Source organism: Brevibacillus sp. MS2.2, assembly GCF_013284345.1.
GTDB lineage: Bacteria > Bacillota > Bacilli > Brevibacillales > Brevibacillaceae > Brevibacillus > Brevibacillus brevis_C.
On the sequence record NZ_JABSUZ010000005.1, the window covers coordinates 23,442 to 43,285 of the forward strand.

The following is a 19,844-nucleotide window of genomic DNA, read 5'->3' on the forward strand; positions in this document are numbered from 1 at the left end:
TATGTTATGGAAACGGATGCGGAAAAGGATTCAACTCGTCTACACGCAGCGGTTGTTTCGCATACCCCAGCTTCACAGGGACCTCCAATACTCTTTTCAATCCCGTTATTCGCGTGAGATGATGGCCAAAAGTCATCGGGAGCATGCCAGGAATCAATACTCGCACGCAAGATAAGCCGTGGCGCCCTACCTCTGGTGTTGTTTGATCCACCACAATGACATCGAGATCTAACTTTTGGAACACACTGAGCAACTCCCGCAAATCGTCTGTTAGATCATGATTTTGGTTTCTTCTAGGAAAGCGTTCAGCGAAAGAGACCATCGGACGTGAATCATCCATGAGAAAGGATAAGCGCTCCGCTGCTTCAGGCAAGCTGTAAAGCATCGCATGATCGTCCATCTTTTTCACCAAGGACGAATCATGGAGCATGCGCAAGTATTTGTCTCGGTTCGCTTCGTACTTGTCTGCCAACGTCATAAGCATGGCAGCCGTTTCGTAAATGGAGCTTTTTACAGCACGGATGGGGTCTGGATGCGCTCCTGCTGCACAAACGAGGTGCAAACCTTTTTCTCCGCGGTTTTTTGCAATCGTCCATACAGCGGGAATACCATTTTCCATGGTCGCATCGAACAAGTACAGATCGTAATTGGTAACGGTCTGCATCCGATCGATCAACAGTAGCAATTCCCGATCATTGACCGTAGCGGGATCGAGGCGTGGCAATGGCAATTTGGCATACCAGGTCAACAAAAAAGCATCTCGCTCCACCACTTCGAGGATGCCGTAAAAAATCGCCTCCTCCAAACTGCCGCCTAACGCACAGCCATTGGAGGTCTCAAATACAACTCCCTCCCCGAATCCCATACTGTAGTAGGCCATGAGCTCAGGTACAAGAATGGGTCGCTCTTCTTTAAAGGAATAGCCCCATACCCAGTTCATTTCTCGCTTGGGATCAAACGGCTGAAACGGAAAATCAGGCAGGGCATACTGCTCTTCTGAATGGGTTCCCGCCGTTGTCGGATCAAGGGCATTCTGCACAAGGTTTGCGTAACAGTCACGCACCATCGTCCTCTTGCCACGCGGCATCAGCCCGCAATATCTTTCCATTCCTTCCAAAATCGCTGTTATCTCACTATCCACGTATGAAACAGATCTGCCAGCCGTACCCTCGTCATGAGAAAATAACGGCAGATTGACACTTACATCTGCGAACACAGAGACAAGATCACGTACTTTCCCATTCAAAAACCCGGTTCGGGAATCCAAATATTCGTTGGTGAGAGCTTGTTTTAAATCGGCTATGGATTTTGTCCGGTAGCTGTCCGGACTTTGCTTAACGATAGGCTTCAAGCGTATTCTTGCCTGCTCTTCAGAATCCTCAGGCAGTTGACTGCATACCGGACATAACGGATTGGGCAAAAAGAAGTGGCGCGTACTGGTCAATGTTTGCAAATCAATAAACTGGATATGCTCGGATAACTGGGCTTGCCTGCCCTCTACTATGCGTTCAGCCTCCGCACTGACATGGTATGCCACTTGTAACAACCCAGAGCGGGATGACCATGGGTCACGGGGTATGCCGCCTTTCTCCCTCAGCATCCGTTGTACCTTCCACATCTCTTTGCGATCGCGTCCTGCCATCAAGCGCCGCATATCTGCACACTGGGAGCACCCTGTTTGATCTGGACGAACCAACGGACCTACGATGGCCTCCCCAAATGAAACAAAGCCGCGCAGCCATGGAATATTTGCTTGGCGAAAATGTTTTTCTGCCTGTACATGCAAAGCAGGATCATACGTATCGTGCAACAGGAGCGCCAAATTTGCTCTACTTGTCTCCGACTCCAGGTTTTCACTCTGCCACACGCGATAGCCCTTGCTTACATGTTCTGAAACCAGCTCCGCCAGTACTCCGTCTCCAACTACAAGAATGTCAACGTTCATTGAAGCACCTCCCGCGAGAGCAGCAAGGCGAATACACCGCCAAGGCCTTCTTCCAGGAAAGGTTCTATCGCGGCATTCATGACTCGAGGAGAAAGGTTTTGACCCGCCAGTATCTCAACCGCTTGTTTCCAGACCTCTTTTTCCGATTCTTCCTGAACGCTACTGCGTGCAAGTTCGATGGCTTCACCCGTCAAGCCGACTGATTGCGCTGTCAGTACATACTTGGACACGTGATTGGTTGGCGTTTGAATCTGATGTAAGGCATACATCAGCGCTTTTCGCAATGCTTCTCGCTCCTGCAAGCCAATACTCCCGTACCATCCCGTGCGCGTTTCCACCCAATACACCGGAAATCCGCACACCTCATGACCTTTTGCAATCGTCAGCTTCTCACCTAATGTAGCGAATGACCGTACATAAAACTGAGACTGTTCATCCACAATCGAGTCCACATGCACAGGTCTAGCCGTTGGTTGTCGTCCTTTCATTTCTGACACATACGTGAGTGTCAGACAATGCTGTAACGCCCGACATAAGCCTTCTGCTGCCGTTTCCCCTGCTCCAATTCCGATATTGCTCTCTAGATCGGCTTGATAAGCTGAATTTTGTGCGCTTAGGTGGTTCACCATTCTTCCCGCATACATCTCTGCCCCAAGCAATCCTGCTTCTCTACGCGCCTCGTCATGGGTATATCCTGCGCATACAACTGTTGGCAATAGCTCAGCGGGACCATCTGTTACAGGATCGACTGCTGTCACCCTACACTGTGTTAGTGGTAGCTGCGTAAGCTCTCCCTCATCCCAATTGTGAAAAATCCCGTTCTCAGGGGAGGTCCATGACGGAAACAGAGACAATAGACTTTCTTTCTGTTCTGCCTCTTGGGATATCCGTAATTCAAGCTCTTTCTCATCCAATACCTCCATGCTCCTATCTTCTTTCTGCATTGGGTGAGGCATGTAGGACTGCCAGCTTCCTTCCAACGTCTCCAGATTTAACAAATAAATTTTGTTTGGGTCCTCTGCTTCATTGACACCTGATACGTATTTGAACCATTCAAAAACAGCGATGTTCGCCAGCATGGCTGCTGCGGTCATTGAATATGGATGTTGCTCGGGGTCCGCACACAAAGCCTGTCGATGTAAACGACGCCAAGCCGATTCAATGCAAGCCTCTGACTGTGGATGAATCAGCGGCCCTACCATTCCTTTTTGCTGGACAAATAACGCCGGAACAAACACCTTCTCCCGCTCTCTGCACGCGCACTGGATCACACTTACTTCGCCCTTGTTTACGTTTGCTGACGTGTACAAAATACCAGTGAATGGCTCGATGATCGCTGACCAGTCGGCACCCTCCCATGACGTCGGTTTGAGTTCATCCAGCTTCACTTCTGGGTCTTTCCTACGCGAATGTTCTAAAATCGTCTCTAGCCGCTCACGATTGGTCGTAGTCTCATTCGTGAGGGCGTAATGGAATTGCACGCATCCCGATTCCAACAATGCATGAATGGCAGAAAGGAGAAAAGAGCCTGCCCCGATCACCAATACTTTTTCCGTTCGATATTTTTGAAAACGATACCCTCCTGAACCACCTAACTGATCCAAAAATTCAATCTGCGCTGCATACCTCGACATGACCTCTGGTGATAATTCATGTGGTTTCTCCAGGCTCACATCTTGAAGGAATCCATTTTCTAAAAGTGTACCGGCCACTTGGAAAATTTGTTGCTGATATTCTTCCGGCAAATCGTCAGTCAATTGCTCCAACGTATGCACACCATTAAACATGGGAAATAGCTGATCTACCCACCGATCGATCATGTCGCCCTTCATCCGGAAAGTCCCGATGTTATTGCGAAAATACACGCTTCCATCTGAGTCGGGTATATACACTGTATCCCGCTTCACTTTTATGCGCATCGAAGGATTCAGCTTATCCATTCTCCTCCCCCTAACGTTGTGAAATAAACCAATTGGCGACAAGACATGTCACAACTATTTTATGTATCACTCTTTGTCTCACATTCCAGTTGGAAAAACAAAGCCCCTGCCAAGACACAATTTGGGGCAGGGGCTTCATTTACGTATGGATTATAAATCGTCATTAATCACGATAAAGCAGGGGAAGAAGCAAGAGCAACTGCAACTGCAAGAGCAACTGCAAGAGCAAGAGCAACTGCAGGAGCAGGAGCAGGAACAGCTACAGAAGCAAGAGCAGCGACTGCAACGACCACAACTACATCTGTGGCATCTACCACATCCGCCACATCTACTTCGAACTAGCGTCGCGTCATTCATTTTTTCTTTGTCCCAACGCTGCATTCGATCTCCTTTTATTTCAGAAGCCTTCAATTTTTTCAGCTCTTTTTTGAACTCATCCATTCATTTTCACCTCCGCCACTTCATGGAACTACTCTAGATTTATGAAGTGACGTTGGGTATTCGTGCACAGTTCATGCGCCCATTTTTGGTGGAACATGAGAAAAACCCGCTATGCGGCAAGGTTCCCTGACAAAAAAAGAAGCCGCCCTCAAAGTGAAGGCAGCTTGGATGATCATTGATTTACAATTTGAAGATAATGCCCATCAGCGAGTAAATAATCACCGTCGAGAACAGCACCGTCATATGAATCAGTGAATATATAAACATCGTTTTCGACCATTTCTGTGAATCCATTTTCCGGTATCCAAAAACACTCAGAACCAGCCATAAAATATTCAGGAGCAGGGCCATAAACGTAAGACCAGCACTTAATGACCAAAATAGAAAACTGCTCGCAATCAAAATAACCAAATAAACATTTGTTTGAATGTAGGTACGTCTTGCACCTTTGACGACGGGCAACATAGGAACCCCAGCCGCCTTGTACTCATCATGCTTGCGAATCGCAATCGCATAAAAGTGAGGCATTTGCCAGATGACCATGATGATAAAGAGACCAAGGATAGCAGGATGAGTGATATCTGGGTGAATGGCGGCCCAACCGATGAGCGGCGGCATTGCGCCAGATATACTTCCTACCTCCGTATTGTAAACCGTCCTTCTTTTTGTCCACATCGTATAAGGCACGACATAAAAAAACAGTCCGAGAAAACCCATGATAGCAGCCAACGGTGTTGCCAAGACAAGAGCCACCAAGCCAAAAATCGTCATCAAGGAGGCGAGCCATAAAACGGTCTTCGTTGATATATCCCCTGTCACCGTAGGTCTGTTCTTCGTCCGCTCCATGATCGAATCGATATCGCGATCATACACGTTATTAAAGGCACCCGCTGCACCCATGATTAAAATAGAGCCGATTGTAGCAAATAAGATTTCTGGCAGCTTATCTATTAGACTGAAGTGATACGTATATAAAGCCAATGTTAATCCGGCAAACATCGGAATCAGATTCGATTTGATAATCCCCGTCTTAACCGTTTGCGCCAAAATATTGGACATAGGCCGATTCCGCGTTGCAACGCTTTCTTCCCTCTGCATTCGTACACTGTCCCCTCTTACTAGATGATCTATATCTATCGTACTCCAAAATAGCATGACATAGTAGACGGTTAAATCCTACAAAACTGCCATTTGTATCTTACATACCACTAAGGATTTAAATACTATATGGAATGTTAATTCTATATGGTATGATTGTCAAGAGAAGGAGGCGGACGAATGAACAGACGCAGATTAACCCAGGCAGAGCGTAAACAGGAAACACGGCAATTGCTCATTGACGCAGCCATTGAGACCTTTGCTCAGTTAGGCTTCCACGGAGCTTCCGTTGATAAAATTGCAGACCATGCGGGTTTTACCAAAGGAGCTGTTTATGCTCATTTTCAGTCCAAAGAAGATCTCTTTCTCGCTATTTTGGAAGGTCAGATGCAATTACATGTGTCCAATATCCATCATGTAATTGATCGCCAGCCATCATTATCGCATTTTATCGAAGCCATGGACGCCTATTTTATGTCCGTTCAGCAACAAAATCGCACGTGGACCATGCTGAACCTGGAATTTTTGCTTTATGCCATGCGTGAAGAGTCTGTTCGAAAGCGATGGTCGAACATGATCATCGAGTCGGTACAGCATCTTTCCAAGGCCATACAAACATTGATGCCAAAAGAAAGTGACTCTACTCTATCCGCGGATGAAATGGCATGGACGATTCTTGCTCTTGAGAATGGCATGAGCATCTTCTATTACATTAGCGGCGACCAGGCACCCCTGTCTTTATACGGAAAAGCTTTGCAAAACATGCTATCGTCAAAATAGCGATTCCCTCATGCTAGATCATTTCTGACTGGGCAGTCCGTTGCTTCATGATTCGATTGACTCTCTCAGAACCATATAGCATGAACACAATGTAGAAGGCTGTAAAAAACGGTAAAATCGAAACGGTCGTCTGTGCAGCAAGCCACCCTAGCAACGGAGGCAGTAGTGTGGCACCCGTGTACGCAACTGCCATCTGATAGCCCATCAGCTTTTGCGTTTGCTCTTTCCCAAAGCGTTCAGGAGTATCGTGCAGCATACAGGGATAAATCGGAGCAAAGCCTAACCCAAGTAATAGAAAACCGATCAACGAACAAAAAGTCGGTAATGGCAACATCAACAGCGCTGCCCCAGCTAACGATACGAGAAGTCCACTGCGAATCAGGACGCGGTTGCTCACTTTGAAGGTAACAAAGCCCGTGATAAATCGCCCAACCGTAATGCCACCGTAATACATAGCTACCCACACTGCCGCCACAGCCGCAGGTAGCTCTTTCGCATTTACCAAAAAGCTACTCCCCCATAATCCCACCGAGGCTTCAGCCCCACAATAGAAGAGAAAGGTCAGCAATGTCAGCTTGACGCCCTTTGTCCGTAACGGTTGCTCTACCTGCCCATGAGACGGCTGAACCTGTGACTCTTTGACAGCGTGTCTCTGTATGTTCTCCATCCGTTTCCACAAAGGAAGTGTAATCGCTAGAAGTACGACTAACGCAAATTGAATGAGCGAAATGGTCAAGTATCCATTCCGCCATAAATCATGATCTCGCATAAAGCCAGACATAATAATGGGGCCGAGCGTAGCACCCACCCCCCAGAAGCAATGCAGCCAGCTCATATGATGGGCTTGATAATGCGTGGCAACATAATGATTCAGTGCTGCATCTACAGAGCCCGCTCCTAGTCCCAGAGGTAATGCCAATACCATCAACCATATAATCGATGGGGCAAAAGAAAATCCGAGCAAGGCTGCCGCCGTCATCAAACAGCTAATCAGCGTGATCTGTCCTGTCCCCAAACGTTTTAATAATGCACCGCTCATCAAGCTAGATACGATTGTTCCAGACGCAATCACAATGTTGATCACACCTGCCACACCAAATGCCGCGCCATATTCTTCTTGCATGACTGGCCAAGCTGCCCCCAGTAACGAATCAGGAAGGCCCAAGCTGATAAACGACAAGTAAATCATGATCAAAAAGAATGTTGCCACGATCCCCCGCCCCCTGCTCATTGTTACATTCTTACAGTGAGTCTATTCAGCAATTTCTCTCCCTCTGTTTTGAACCGCTTGTTCTTTTCGAGAAATTCGTGCACTTCATTTAATTGGGCTGGTCGGTAGCCTGGACCACCACAGCCACAGGAATGATAGGTAAACCCATGCTGATAGAGGATTTCAACCTTTTTCCACTGCTTCACATCTGTTTGCTTTGGAGCCTTGAAATCATGCCCCATATCCTTCATTCCAATCCCACATTGCGGACAGCTATGCTTGATCTTATTCCACTCTTCCTCCGTTAACTCATACTTGGAGGTTTGCTTGAACACTTTTCGGCAAGGGAAACAGGCGTATATTTGTTTATACGGACCATACATCCCATATCGACACATGATGATCGACCCCTATCCCATTCATCTGCCAGTTTCTCTTTTAATTGGATGGCGAGCATTCTCCAGCGTTTTCGTTCCTCCGATTCCGCGATTTCCTCCTCATCCATTTCCAGCCAATAGTCGGCATCCATCCATTCATACATATCCATAAGAGTGATCGTTGCACAGGCAGGGTTCTCAAAGGCCGCAATCATCGCCTCCGGTCCGTTATCCCAGTTGTAGCCATTCACTACAGCATGAAGGAGGACAGATGAATCAAGCAGTTTTATTTTTTGGCACCGCTTCTGCTCAGATTCCTCATATAAAATATCGTCTACCGTTTCCTCTTCCTCAGTAGACAGTGTTAAACGTACTGCGCCTTTCGTTTCGAGCAGCAGGTCTGCAATCGCTTTGTCGTTCCTGGCCGCATTCCAGGCAGTGGCCAAAATGCCATGCTGAGAGTCAAGCTCGGCTCCCTGTTGTAGCAGTCGTTTTACGGCTTCGACCTGCTTGAATTTGACGGCTTTTTTCAACGCTGTATCGCCCAGCTTGTCTTCCGCCTCCAGCTCTGCGCCTTTATCCAAAAGCATCTGAATCGCTTCTGGCGGCATTCGATTTGTGATAAAAAGCATCAACGGTGTTCGCCCGCGTTGATCCCGTTCGTTGATATCTAATTGATCCACTGCTGCTCGCACGATCTCTAGATCCTTTGTCTTACTGACATTTACCCATTCCATCCGACTTCTTCTCCTCTGCTTATCTAGACAATTTCCGTTCCGGTATTCCTATGTATCCCCTTTTTGGACGAGCGTACTACCGATGAAGTCAAAGCTCAAAGGCGTCCCCTTTTTGTCAGGCTGCCATCCCAGCTTGATCGCCTCTTCAATGATGGCCGCAACGTCAGCTGGCTTTATCACTCTCATATCCAAATGCTGCACAAGTGGAAACTCCGCCCAAAAGTCATTCACATCTGATTTTACATACACGCGAATCAATTGACCTATCCCTTCATTGTGCTGGATCGTCAATGCGAGCAGACCCTTCGCTGCTGGACTAATGACCCACCGATATCGCTGCTCTCCTACCGTTATCCCCCGCGTTCCTTTTTTGGGTAATGCCATAGTTACCTCCTCATTGCAAGTAAATGTGTATCCGTTCTGCCAAATACGGTTTTATGCCGTCCATTATTTCCTGTGAATGCTGCACAGTCACTTCTTTCCCCAACCCAAGCAAGAACTTTGCAAAAACAAGATGTCACTTCTCGCTACATTTCCTTCCAACCAACTACTTCCATCCTGCCGCACATGCAGCATAGATGCAAGTCAAAGTTCAGCCTCACAAGCCTGCACACCTTCAGTGGTCAGCGCAAGAAGCTTTCTTGACGAGTTGAAATCGTAGAAGAGAGGCTCCTCCATAACAAACAGCCAACCCTCTAGGGATTGGCTGTCTGCATAAAGGTGCTTAAAATACCAGAGGCTGAACCTAGGTGCTCTTTCGGTACACCTGGCATAATCGTCCCCATCAGCGGGGCCCCAACGAATCCTTGTCCCAAACAGCGCCATAAAAGCCTATAGCCTTTCCTCTCTCCTCAGGCGGAAAAATCACCTGAATAATCGACAACACCTGAGGTATCAATATCGCTGCCCCAATTCCCTGGATTACGCGTGAAAAAATGAGGAAGTCCCCACTCATTGAAATCCCACACAACGTCGAAGCCACAATAAATATCCCCATGCCTACAAGGAACATCCTTTTTCTTCCTTGCCAATCCCCTAAGCGAGCTCCGGCAATCAATAATACGGCATAAGACAGTACGTAGGATGCCACAATGAATTGTATTTGTGTTGTACTCGCATGAAGCTGCTCCTGGATCGTAGGAATGGCAACATTCACAATAAAAGAATCCAAGATAACCATAAACGTTCCGAGTAGTAAAACAAACAGTGCCCACCATCGTTTTCTGTCCAGCGTCCTTGTCGTTTCTAAATGGGTGTAGTTCATACGGAAGTCAGTTCCCTGCCAATGATTATCAGAGGTATTAATGAATACTACTATAATTTTGTTGAAAAAAGAGGAAATACTCGTTATAAGTATTCCCTGTAAGGGGTGATAATACGTGCATAGTCACTCCCATATTTCTCTTCCAGCACTTGGCTGAAATCCTTCTCGATCTGACCCATGATAATGTCATGGTAGAAGGCATTTTGCAGCAATTCAATGAGTGACGGGTGGTCCGTCTCCAGAATAGTGGGCTTGATCCCACGCCCAAAGCCGCCCAGCAATGCCGAATGTGCATCGCAAAGAATAGAGAACTTCCTGGATTGCACTTGATTCCATTCCGCACTCCTTTTATGTACGACAACATTTTTTAGCTTTGCATGGCATTCACCAATGGATATTAGCGTGACAGCAACCCCTTGTTTTTCTGCTTCTACCAGTGGTTCCTCAACCCAATGAACATCTTCAGACCAAATATCGACAACAATGCTTTTGTTTGCATTTGAGATGATACGTTTGATGGCTGTTTCAATCGCTTTATCACCTTGCCAATTATAAAAGGAAGGAGACGTTCTGGGAGTGGATTTCAGCTGTTCTTGAAGGACGCGGGTTGTTTGATCAAATTCCGATTGTAACAAACGAATCAACTGCTCGATCGGTACTGCATCATAAAGAACAGGCTCCGATTCGATCATGCGGCACATGCCCTTTTCTGTTAATGCTCGAAGTGCAGCATATACGTTTGTCCGAGAGACGGAAACTTTCTTGGCCACTTCATATCCAGATATTTTGGGTTCCTCGTGAAGCACCAAATAACATCTGGCTTCCAGGTCTGACAATCCGATTTTTCGAAGCTCATCAATCAAGCTGTTACCTCCTTCCTATTTAGTAGTATATTCGAACACTACTATCATTCTAATATAAAGTCAACACTGCTATGAATCCAGTACCCTCTGCAACTCAATCGGATTGAAATTTCCAAAAAAACCGCAGTAGCGACTCTGATGGGTCATCCTCCGCAATCAAGATCCAGTAAGCCATACCTTCCTCCTTCATCGTTCTCTATCCATTTTGGCAGCAGTCTCCTGATCACTTTCAAAGAAACATAAAAAGCTGCGAAGGAGGCTTATTCTGTTTTCCATTCTATCTTCGTTGGGTTCAGCTTGAATGTGGAGGACACTTTTTGGAGTGGGAGGAACCAGCGCTGGTCGCAGAAGACTTGTTTGCAGTCTATTTCGGGTAAATGAAAAAAGAACTGTAACAAAAGAGCGGTTTCTGTTACAGTTCTTTCATGCTCGTTACAATTCCAGCGTATTTTTCTCCAGAAAATTCGTAGCGAAATTCCCTGCGACAAAGTCAGGGTGCTCCAGCAGCTTCTCATGGAAGGGAACCGTCGTATGCACGCCTTCGATGACAAACTCACCTAGCGCCCGCTTCATGCGAGCCAATGCTTCGTTGCGATCTGTTCCCCAAACGATCAGCTTGGCAACCATCGAATCATAAAAGGGAGAGATTTCGTAGCCGGGATAAACCGCACTGTCCACGCGCACACCGTAACCGCCAGGCGGCAAGTAATTGATAACCTTGCCTGGTGATGGCATAAAGTTTTTCGCAGGATTCTCTGCGTTGATTCGGCACTCGATTGCCCATCCGTTGATTTTCACGTCTTCTTGTGAGAAAGATAACGGATTGCCCGCTGCGACAGATATTTGTTCTTTGATCAAGTCAATCCCTGTAATCATTTCTGTCACGGGATGCTCTACCTGAATCCGTGTATTCATTTCCATGAAGTAAAATTGGCCATGCTTGTCTAGCAAAAATTCAACTGTACCTGCTCCGTGGTACGAAACCGCTTTGGCTGCCGCTACCGCGGCTTGCCCCATTTGCTCACGCAGACTTTGGTCTAGCGCAGGAGATGGCGCTTCCTCTACCAGCTTTTGATGACGACGCTGAATGGAGCAATCCCGCTCTCCCAAGTACACAGCGTTGCCGTGCTTGTCGCCCATGATTTGAATCTCCACATGCCGCGGCTCTTCCACGTATTTTTCCAAGTAGACGCCGGCGTTACCGAATGCCGTCTCCGCTTCTTTCTGGGCTTGCCGAATCGCCTTGGATAACTCATCGGCATCAAAAGCGACACGCATCCCTCTGCCGCCGCCTCCAGCCGTTGCTTTTACGATGACAGGATAGCCAATTTTCTCCGCCACCTGCAAGGCTTCATCTATGTCTTCAATCAAGCCGTCTGTGCCCGGAACTAATGGAACATTCGCTTGACTCATCGTTGCTTTTGCTACGGCTTTGTCACCCATTTTGGTGATCGCTTCGGGATCGGGACCGATAAAGGTAATCGAGCAATCTTGGCAAAGCTGGGCAAACGAAGCGTTTTCCGCCAAGAAGCCATAACCCGGGTGGATAGCGTCTGCCTTGGTGTGAAGAGCGACCGTCATAATCCGTGCCATGTTCAAATAGCTGTCCTTGGACGCCGTAGGTCCGATGCAATACGCTTCATCCGCCAATTCTACGTGCAATGCTTCCCGATCCACCTCAGAAAAGACAGCGATTGTACGTATCCCTAGTTCCTGACACGCGCGAATAATGCGGACAGCGATTTCGCCGCGATTGGCAATCAATACTTTCGTAAACATAGGCGCACTCCTTCCTACTGAGTTTTGACAACGAGCAATGCTTTTCCGTAATCGACAAATTGACCATCCACGACGAGAATTTCCGTGATAATGCCGCTAACGGGAGTCGTAATGTCGACAGATAGCTGAAGAGCATCAGCCGTGCATCGTCCAACCTTTTCGCCAGCTTTAACAGTCTGCCCTATTGTCACTTCCGCATAGAACAGACCTACTCCTAAAGACATGACCTGTTGTGTCACTTCCTTAGGTACCTCAGCAACGACATCGACGGACTCAGCAGTGGCGGCTGCCTCCTGATAACCATGCTCCACTTCTCCCACCTGTACAGGCACATTCCCAGCCACGACTTCGACTGGTGCGCTTTTCTTGATCACGATGCGGGTCTTGCCCTTCTCCCATTCCAGCTCCTCAATGGAAGACTGATTCACCAGCTTGATGAATTCACGCAGTTCATGCAGCTTCATAGCACAATCAGAGCTCCTTTCTAAAGTGGGATGTTCCCGTGCTTTTTGTACGGACGGTCTTCCTGCTTGTTTCTAAGCATTTCCAAGGCTTGCGCCACCTTTTGGCGGGTTTCACGCGGATCGATGACATCATCTACCATTCCGAGACTTGCCGCGACATATGGATTGGCGAACTTTTCACGGTAGAGGGCAATTTTCTCTGCGCGAGTCGCAGCCGGGTCCTCACTTTGTTCGATTTCTTTTGCAAAAATGACGTTGGCTGCCCCCTCGGGACCCATGACGGCGATCTCTGCATTCGGCCAAGCATATACGACATCTGCTCCAATGGACTTGGAGTTGAGGGCCACATAAGCGCCTCCGTAAGCTTTGCGCAGAATCACGGTGATTTTGGGAACCGTTGCTTCGGAGTAGGCATACAAGATTTTCGCACCGTGACGGATAATCCCGCCGTGCTCCTGATTGATTCCCGGGAAAAAGCCAGAGACATCTTCAAAGGTCAAGAGCGGAATGTTGAAGCAGTCGCAAAAACGAATGAACCGTGCCAGCTTATCCGATGAATGGATGTCCAGTCCGCCTGCCATGACCTTCGGCTGGTTGGCGATAATGCCGACACTGTGTCCATCGATACGCGCCAGACCGATAACGATATTGCGGGCAAAGTTCGGCTGTACTTCCATAAAATCACCGTGATCCACGATTTTTTCGATGACCTTACGTACATCGTATACTTTGGTGCTTTCAGCAGGTACCAGCTCCAGGAGCTCCTCTTGCCAACCATTATTCTCCTCTGCTTTTATCACAGGTGCGCGATCGCGATTGTTTTGTGGCAGGAAGCTGAGTAGCCTGCGCACACCTTCCAATACTTCCTGTTCGGTCTCTGCCGTAAAATGGGCATTGCCGCTCACCGTCGAATGGACTTTGGCTCCCCCTAGATCCTCTGCGGAAATTTTTTCACCTGTAACGGTTTCGATCACTTTTGGCCCTGTGATGAACATTTGACTCGTCTTCTCTACCATGAACACGAAATCCGTAATCGCTGGAGAGTATACCGCTCCTCCTGCACACGGACCGAGGATGACAGAGATTTGCGGAATCACACCGGAGTAAATAGCATTACGGTAAAAAATCGTGCCATAGCCATCCAGCGAGCTTACCCCTTCTTGGATGCGTGCGCCTCCTGAGTCGTTCAGACCGATAAAGGGGGCGCCGTTTTTCGCTGCCAAATCCATCACCTTGGCAATTTTCATCGCGTGCATCTCACCCAGAGCACCGCCAAATACCGTGAAATCCTGCGCGAACAAATAGACAGGACGACCGTTGATTTTTCCGTAGCCTGTCACGACGCCTTCGCCCGGTGCCTCCATCTGGTCGAGACCAAAATGTGTAGCACGATGCTCAACAAACGGGTTCAGCTCCATAAAGGTGTCTGGGTCAAGCAGAAGCTCGATCCGCTCGCGGGCAGTCAACTTGCCGCGGTTATGCTGAGCATCGATACGAGCATCTCCGCCACCAAGCTGGATTTTATATTTACGTTCCATCAATTCATCAATTTTTTCGTACATATTGTTACTCATAAGGGCCACCATCTCTCTATTCCTTTTTCATGATCGTATTCTCATAGATCGCCACTAATTGCTGTACGGCGCTCGTCGGTGAAATTTCGCCACTCGCAACGGCTCCCTCAATGGTTGGAAGCAGCTCGGCTACTTGCTGATTGCCGAAAAAGGTCGCGCGCAAGTAGTCCTGAGCCATACTGTGCATCCAATCGAGTAGCTGCGCTTTGCGTCTTGCCTCGAAGCCGCCTGATTGGATAGTGGTTTCACGAAATTGACCGATGACCTCCCAAATATCTTCAATGCCTTCCCCTGTCAGGGAGGAACACATATATGCCTTCGTTTCCCAGCCAGTGGTTGCTGGCTGCAAGTAATGCAGAACACGATTGTATTCACCTTTGGCGATCAAGGCACGCGTGCGATTTTCCCCATCGGCTTTATTAATCAGAAGCGCATCCGCAATTTCCATGATGCCTTTTTTGATTCCTTGCAGCTCATCGCCCGCCCCTGTCAGCATCAGCAGTAAAAAGAAATCGACCATGGACCTGACTGTCGTCTCACTCTGTCCAACCCCTACCGTCTCGACCAAAATCACATCATAGCCTGCAGCCTCGCAGATCAGCATCGTTTCCCGCGTCTTCCGATTGACACCGCCTAGCGTGCCACCCGTGGCAGAAGGTCGGATGAACGCCTGTTGATTGCGTGACAAGAGCTCCATCCGCGTCTTGTCGCCGAGAATGCTCCCGCGCGTAACCGTACTGCTCGGATCAACGGCCAAAACAGCGACACGATGACCTTTTTCGCAAAGCATACTGCCAAATGCTTCAATGAACGTGCTCTTACCCGCACCGGGCACACCAGATATCCCTATGCGTATGGATTGACCTGTATGAGGAAGCAGTTGTTTGATTACCTCTTGAGCCATATCCATATGAGCGGGAGCGTTGCTCTCGACCAGCGTGATTGCCTGCGCCAAAACCGTTCGGTTGTTTTCCCGTACGCCTTTGACGTATTGATCCACTGATAAGCGTGGGAGACGTGCCTTGGAGGAAACGTTCAAGAAATTCTTGTCAGCCTTGCCCCCGGTCATTGTCCAGCAGCCTCCAGGCGATACACGATCTCTTGCAGAACGTGCTGGGCTGCTACAGGAATGACTGTTCCTGGCCCAAAGATAGCTGCCGCACCATGCTCTCGCAAAAAGCCGTAATCCTGCGCCGGTATAACACCGCCTATGACGACGACAATATCCTCGCGTCCCAGCTTCTTGAGCTCTTCCACCAGTTGTGGCAGCAATGTTTTATGTCCTGCTGCAAGCGAGCTGAAGCCGATGACGTGCACGTCATTTTCTATCGCCTGCTTCGCTGTTTCCTCAGGTGTTTGGAACAACGGACCGATATCGACGTCAAAGCCTAAATCGGCAAAAGCGGTAGCAATCACTTTCGCGCCCCTGTCATGCCCGTCTTGACCCATTTTCGCGATCATAATACGGGGACGTCTGCCTTCCCACTGCTCGAATTCGTCTGCCATCTTGCGCACAGCCGCTACTTCATCGGCATCTGCGTATTCGGAACTGTAGACGCCGCTAATGGAGCGAATGACCGCCTTGTGTCTACCCACGACCTTTTCATATGCATCCGATATTTCTCCCAAAGAAGCTCTTGCTCGCGCCGCTTCAATGGCCAGCTCCAACAGATTTCCTTCGCCCGTTTTCGCGCATTCCGTAATGGCTTGAAGAGTTGCTTGCACTCTCGCCTCATCCCGGTTATTGCGCAGCTCCTGCAAACGTCTGATTTGCGCTTCCCGGACGGCTGTGTTGTCGACTTCAAGAATTTCCAGTGGATCTTCCTTGTCCAGACGGTATTTGTTCACGCCAATAATGGCTTCCTTTGCTGAATCGATATGTGCCTGACGGCGTGCGGCCGCTTCCTCGATCTTCATTTTCGGCAATCCCGTCTCAATTGCTTTTGCCATACCGCCAAGTGCTTCGATCTCTTCGATGTGCGCCCACGCTTTTTCTACGAGCTGCGCAGTCAAGGACTCAACGTAGTAGGAGCCTGCCCACGGATCAACGACCTTGGTTATCTCTGTTTCGTCCTGCAAAAACAACTGTGTATTTCGCGCGATCCGGGCTGAAAAATCGGTCGGCAATGCAATCGCTTCATCCAGAGCGTTCGTATGCAGAGATTGGGTATGCCCCAGAGCAGCGGCCATGGCTTCGATGCACGTCCGCACCACGTTGTTATACGGGTCTTGCTCCGTCAAACTCCATCCGGACGTTTGCGAGTGTGTCCGCAGTGCCATCGATTTTTCATTTTTCGGATGGAACTGCTTGATCAGATTGGCCCAAATCAAGCGGCCTGCTCGCATTTTCGCCACTTCCATGAAGTAGTTCATGCCAATCGCCCAGAAAAAGGACAGTCGCGGCGCAAACGCATCGATGTCGATGCCTGCTGCAAGACCAGTACGAACGTATTCCAAGCCATCTGCCAATGTGTAGGCCAATTCAATATCCGCAGTCGCACCCGCTTCCTGCAGATGGTAGCCTGAAATACTGATACTGTTGAATTTGGGCATGTGCTTGGAGGTGTAGGCAAAAATATCGGAAATGATCTTCATCGACGCTTCTGGCGGATAAATGTAAGTATTCCGAACCATGTATTCCTTCAAAATGTCATTTTGGATCGTTCCGGTGAGCTCCGCCTGCGATACCCCTTGCTCTTCTGCTGCCACGATATAGAACGCCATAATAGGCAAAACGGCCCCGTTCATCGTCATGGAGACGGACATTTTATCGAGGGGGATGCCGTCGAACAAAATTTTCATATCGAGAATGGAATCAACTGCCACGCCTGCTTTCCCGACATCACCAACTACCCGGGGATGGTCAGAGTCATAGCCGCGATGTGTCGCGAGGTCGAAGGCAATCGACAACCCTTTTTGTCCCGCAGCCAAATTCCGTCGGTAAAAAGCATTACTCTCTTCCGCCGTAGAAAATCCGGCATATTGCCGAACTGTCCATGGCTGAGTCACGTACATCGTCGGATACGGTCCGCGTGTGTACGGGGGCAAGCCAGGCATGTAGCCGAGATGATCCATTCCCTGCACATCTTCCATTGTGTAAAGAGGTTTTACAGGGATCTGCTCCAGTGTCTGCCACATTTGCTCCATTCCTTGTGGGTTTGTACCCAGTTGAGGAAACAAATCAGACACATCTCTTTTAGACTGATAAGCCATTTGTGAAAAATCAGGTCGCTTCATTATGTGCCCACTCCTATCCGCTCCTGAAGTTCTCGCAGTATCTCGTAACAATTGGAACGCATGTGGATGCAATCATCTACACCGGCCGCCTTATAAGTAGCCAACTGCTCCGCGTCAGGCAAGCCAGCCAACAGAACCGTCATTTGAGGTACATGTTGCTTGATTGCATGTGCCAAAGGTGGAACCTGCTCCGGATAACTCGCATCGTCCGAACAAATGACCGTAATCATCGCACCCGATGCCACCGCAGCTTCTGCCGCCTCTACAGGGGTAGAGAATGCTTGCATGCGCCATACGTCAAAGCCGCCAACCGCAAAAAACTCTGATGCGAAATCTGCCCGTGCCTTATGCTTTGCCACTGGACCCATCGTCGCAAGAAACACGGTTGGTCTTTTGCCTGTTGTTTTCAAGAAATCATCTGCCTGCATCCGCAAGGCTTCAAAGCGCTCGGATGCCCGGTGGATACGGAGTGGCTGGATGATTGTCTGTACTGAATCTTCACGTCTCATGGCTTTCGCGATATCGCCCACAGTCGCTCCATGAAGTACCGCTTTTACTGCACGTTCCACGAGCTCATCCGTATGTTTCGCCAACTCATCGAGCGATACTGTGAGAAGAGTCGTGTCCTGTTTCAGCCGAAGGGATTGTGCTTCTGCTGCTCGCTCTTCGTGAATGCTCGGAAGACTCTCGGCCTTCAGTGGCTGCTCAGCCGTATTGGCATACATGTTCGTTCCAACCAAACGCTTTTTACGCGTATCGATGCTCGCTGCTTTTTGATCTGCGATCTGGGCAATCAAGCCTTGTGGGAAGCCTGCTTCTAATGCACTCAGCATGCCACCGTGTGCTTCTACCTGCTGGAACAGCCCCCATGCTTTTTTCGCTAATGCATCTGTGAGCCATTCTACGTACCAAGAACCTCCCGCAGGGTCGATCACTTTTGCCAAATGCGCTTCTTCTTTCAAAATAATTTGCGTATTTCTGGCGATTCTTCTTGAAAACTCATTGGCAGGACGGATCGCTTCGTCAAATGCGGAAACATGCAGACTGTCTGCTCCGCCAATGACGGCTGAGAACGCTTCTGTCGTGGAACGCAGCATATTGACATACGGATCGTAAATCGTCTTCGTCCAGGCCGAAGTTCTGGCGTGAATCGTCATCTTTTGGGCCTCCGTTGATCCGCCGTAGGCCGCCACGATGTTTGACCAGAGCATTCTTGCTGCACGCAACTTCGCGATTTCCATGAAAACGTCTGAACCGATCGAATACGAGAATTGCATCCGTGTTGCGATATCCTCTATGGAAAGCCCCCGCTCAAGCATCGCTTGCAAATAGTCGACCCCTGTAGCCAGAGAAAAAGCAAGTTCGGTTACTGCGTTTCCACCGCCGTCCTGATACGGATTGCTTTGAACCAGGATCGTCTTCAGCGCAGGCGCATGATCTTTTGCCCATTTCGTCATGCTTGCCATAGCGTGATAAGCTGTCTGCAAGGAACAAGGGAGCTTGCCCTCTGTGAGCAGAACCGCTACAGGGTCTTGCCCGATGCATCCGCGAAGTTCGGAGACTTGTTGGCCTGTCGCTTCAACATGTGCCAAAATGAGTGAAAGTACGGGCAAGCCAAGTGCTCCTGTGTTCACGAAAAGAGGGACCTCTGAAAGCTTCACCCCTTGAAATGCCTGCTCTACATCCCCTCGGCAAAAAACAGATACCCCTTTGTGACCAATCGTATCTGGCAATGCTTCGTCAGGATCAAATCCAGCCAATGTCGCTTGGTCCACCATCAAATGCAGCATCGTTTGCCCGCGCCCTAAGTCCTCTACGGCCGCCTGATTGAAAGCCTTGGCACTCGTTGCGATAATTTCCTGACAGACCTGCCATTTGTGTTCCTTCCGCTCGTTAGGCTGTTGATTCCCTCTATGAAAAGGCGCTTCTCCTGGCAGCGCTTCCAGATGCGGCAATGTTTTGACATCTTCGTACCGATAGATTGGCTGGCGGACAATCCCCTCGTACGAATTCGTCAGTAGCTTGACATCAAAGGATGCGCCCTTTAGCGATTTTTCTGCCGCTTCCCGCCATTGCTCGTACGTAGGAACGGAGAATTCCTTGAACCATGTATGTTTGCTCACTCTTCCAGTCCT

The 19,844-nt window shown here is 48.8% G+C and carries 17 protein-coding genes; 1 reads left to right on the forward strand and 16 read right to left on the reverse strand.

All coding sequences use genetic code 11. The annotated features are described in order from the left end of the window. Positions 1 to 4: 4 nt before the first annotated feature. The 4 genes from HP568_RS05765 to cyoE all read right to left on the reverse strand — a co-directional run bounded on the left by HP568_RS05765 (position 5) and on the right by cyoE (position 5,424). Complete coding sequence (locus HP568_RS05765; protein ID WP_173628584.1) at positions 5 to 1,945, reverse strand: TOMM precursor leader peptide-binding protein; 1,941 nt, start codon at positions 1,943 to 1,945, stop codon at positions 5 to 7. After that, on the reverse strand, positions 1,942 to 3,885 hold the full coding sequence (locus tag HP568_RS05770) for a putative thiazole-containing bacteriocin maturation protein (protein WP_173628585.1): 1,944 nt from the start codon (positions 3,883 to 3,885) through the stop codon (positions 1,942 to 1,944). The genes HP568_RS05765 and HP568_RS05770 overlap by 4 nt, the downstream gene beginning before the upstream one ends. Before the next feature lie 150 nt (positions 3,886 to 4,035). Next, entirely contained in the window at positions 4,036 to 4,326 is a 291-nt protein-coding gene (locus HP568_RS30205) for a heterocycloanthracin/sonorensin family bacteriocin (protein ID WP_082195922.1), read from the reverse strand. 180 nt (positions 4,327 to 4,506) lie between these two features. Next, positions 4,507 to 5,424 (reverse strand): heme o synthase, encoded by a 918-nt coding sequence (gene cyoE / locus HP568_RS05780; RefSeq protein WP_048032830.1) that lies wholly within the window; start codon positions 5,422 to 5,424, stop codon positions 4,507 to 4,509. A gap of 180 nt (positions 5,425 to 5,604) precedes the next feature. Between cyoE and HP568_RS05785 the strand changes: the two genes are divergently transcribed. After that, entirely contained in the window at positions 5,605 to 6,204 is a 600-nt protein-coding gene (locus HP568_RS05785) for a TetR/AcrR family transcriptional regulator (RefSeq protein WP_173628586.1), read from the forward strand. Between the two features lie 13 nt (positions 6,205 to 6,217). Here the strand turns inward: HP568_RS05785 and HP568_RS05790 are convergent, their stop codons facing one another. The 12 genes from HP568_RS05790 to HP568_RS05845 all read right to left on the reverse strand — a co-directional run bounded on the left by HP568_RS05790 (position 6,218) and on the right by HP568_RS05845 (position 19,832). Next, positions 6,218 to 7,414 carry an MFS transporter gene (locus HP568_RS05790; protein WP_082195921.1) on the reverse strand — a complete coding sequence of 399 codons (1,197 nt, stop codon included), beginning with the start codon at positions 7,412 to 7,414 and terminating at the stop codon, positions 6,218 to 6,220. A 23-nt stretch (positions 7,415 to 7,437) separates the two neighbouring features. Further along, positions 7,438 to 7,812 carry a hypothetical protein gene (locus HP568_RS05795; RefSeq protein ID WP_048032828.1) on the reverse strand — a complete coding sequence of 125 codons (375 nt, stop codon included), beginning with the start codon at positions 7,810 to 7,812 and terminating at the stop codon, positions 7,438 to 7,440. Next, the gene (locus tag HP568_RS05800) at positions 7,719 to 8,528 is read right to left on the reverse strand and encodes a DUF4274 domain-containing protein (protein ID WP_173628587.1); all 810 of its coding nucleotides are present in this window, start codon (positions 8,526 to 8,528) and stop codon (positions 7,719 to 7,721) included. The genes HP568_RS05795 and HP568_RS05800 overlap by 94 nt, the downstream gene beginning before the upstream one ends. 48 nt (positions 8,529 to 8,576) lie before the next feature. Next, positions 8,577 to 8,912, reverse strand: coding sequence for a hypothetical protein (locus HP568_RS05805; RefSeq protein WP_048032826.1), 336 nt, complete (start codon positions 8,910 to 8,912; stop codon positions 8,577 to 8,579). Between the two features lie 400 nt (positions 8,913 to 9,312). After that, on the reverse strand, positions 9,313 to 9,792 hold the full coding sequence (locus HP568_RS05810) for an MFS transporter (RefSeq protein ID WP_173628588.1): 480 nt from the start codon (positions 9,790 to 9,792) through the stop codon (positions 9,313 to 9,315). Positions 9,793 to 9,875: 83 nt separating this feature from the next. Then, positions 9,876 to 10,655, reverse strand: a complete 780-nt coding sequence (locus HP568_RS05815; RefSeq protein WP_173628589.1) for a TrmB family transcriptional regulator — start codon at positions 10,653 to 10,655, stop codon at positions 9,876 to 9,878. A 432-nt stretch (positions 10,656 to 11,087) separates the two neighbouring features. Continuing rightward, the gene (gene accC, locus HP568_RS05820) at positions 11,088 to 12,434 is read right to left on the reverse strand and encodes an acetyl-CoA carboxylase biotin carboxylase subunit (RefSeq protein ID WP_173628590.1); all 1,347 of its coding nucleotides are present in this window, start codon (positions 12,432 to 12,434) and stop codon (positions 11,088 to 11,090) included. A gap of 14 nt (positions 12,435 to 12,448) precedes the next feature. After that, positions 12,449 to 12,898, reverse strand: coding sequence for an acetyl-CoA carboxylase biotin carboxyl carrier protein (locus tag HP568_RS05825; protein WP_048032821.1), 450 nt, complete (start codon positions 12,896 to 12,898; stop codon positions 12,449 to 12,451). Between the two features lie 20 nt (positions 12,899 to 12,918). Continuing rightward, positions 12,919 to 14,484 carry an acyl-CoA carboxylase subunit beta gene (locus HP568_RS05830; protein ID WP_048032820.1) on the reverse strand — a complete coding sequence of 522 codons (1,566 nt, stop codon included), beginning with the start codon at positions 14,482 to 14,484 and terminating at the stop codon, positions 12,919 to 12,921. Between the two features lie 4 nt (positions 14,485 to 14,488). After that, the gene (gene meaB / locus HP568_RS05835; protein WP_173628591.1) at positions 14,489 to 15,541 is read right to left on the reverse strand and encodes a methylmalonyl Co-A mutase-associated GTPase MeaB; all 1,053 of its coding nucleotides are present in this window, start codon (positions 15,539 to 15,541) and stop codon (positions 14,489 to 14,491) included. After that, on the reverse strand, positions 15,538 to 17,709 hold the full coding sequence (scpA, locus tag HP568_RS05840) for a methylmalonyl-CoA mutase (protein ID WP_048032818.1): 2,172 nt from the start codon (positions 17,707 to 17,709) through the stop codon (positions 15,538 to 15,540). The genes meaB and scpA overlap by 4 nt, the downstream gene beginning before the upstream one ends. Continuing rightward, on the reverse strand, positions 17,709 to 19,832 hold the full coding sequence (locus HP568_RS05845) for a methylmalonyl-CoA mutase family protein (protein WP_173628592.1): 2,124 nt from the start codon (positions 19,830 to 19,832) through the stop codon (positions 17,709 to 17,711). The genes scpA and HP568_RS05845 overlap by 1 nt, the downstream gene beginning before the upstream one ends. Positions 19,833 to 19,844: the final 12 nt, after the last annotated feature.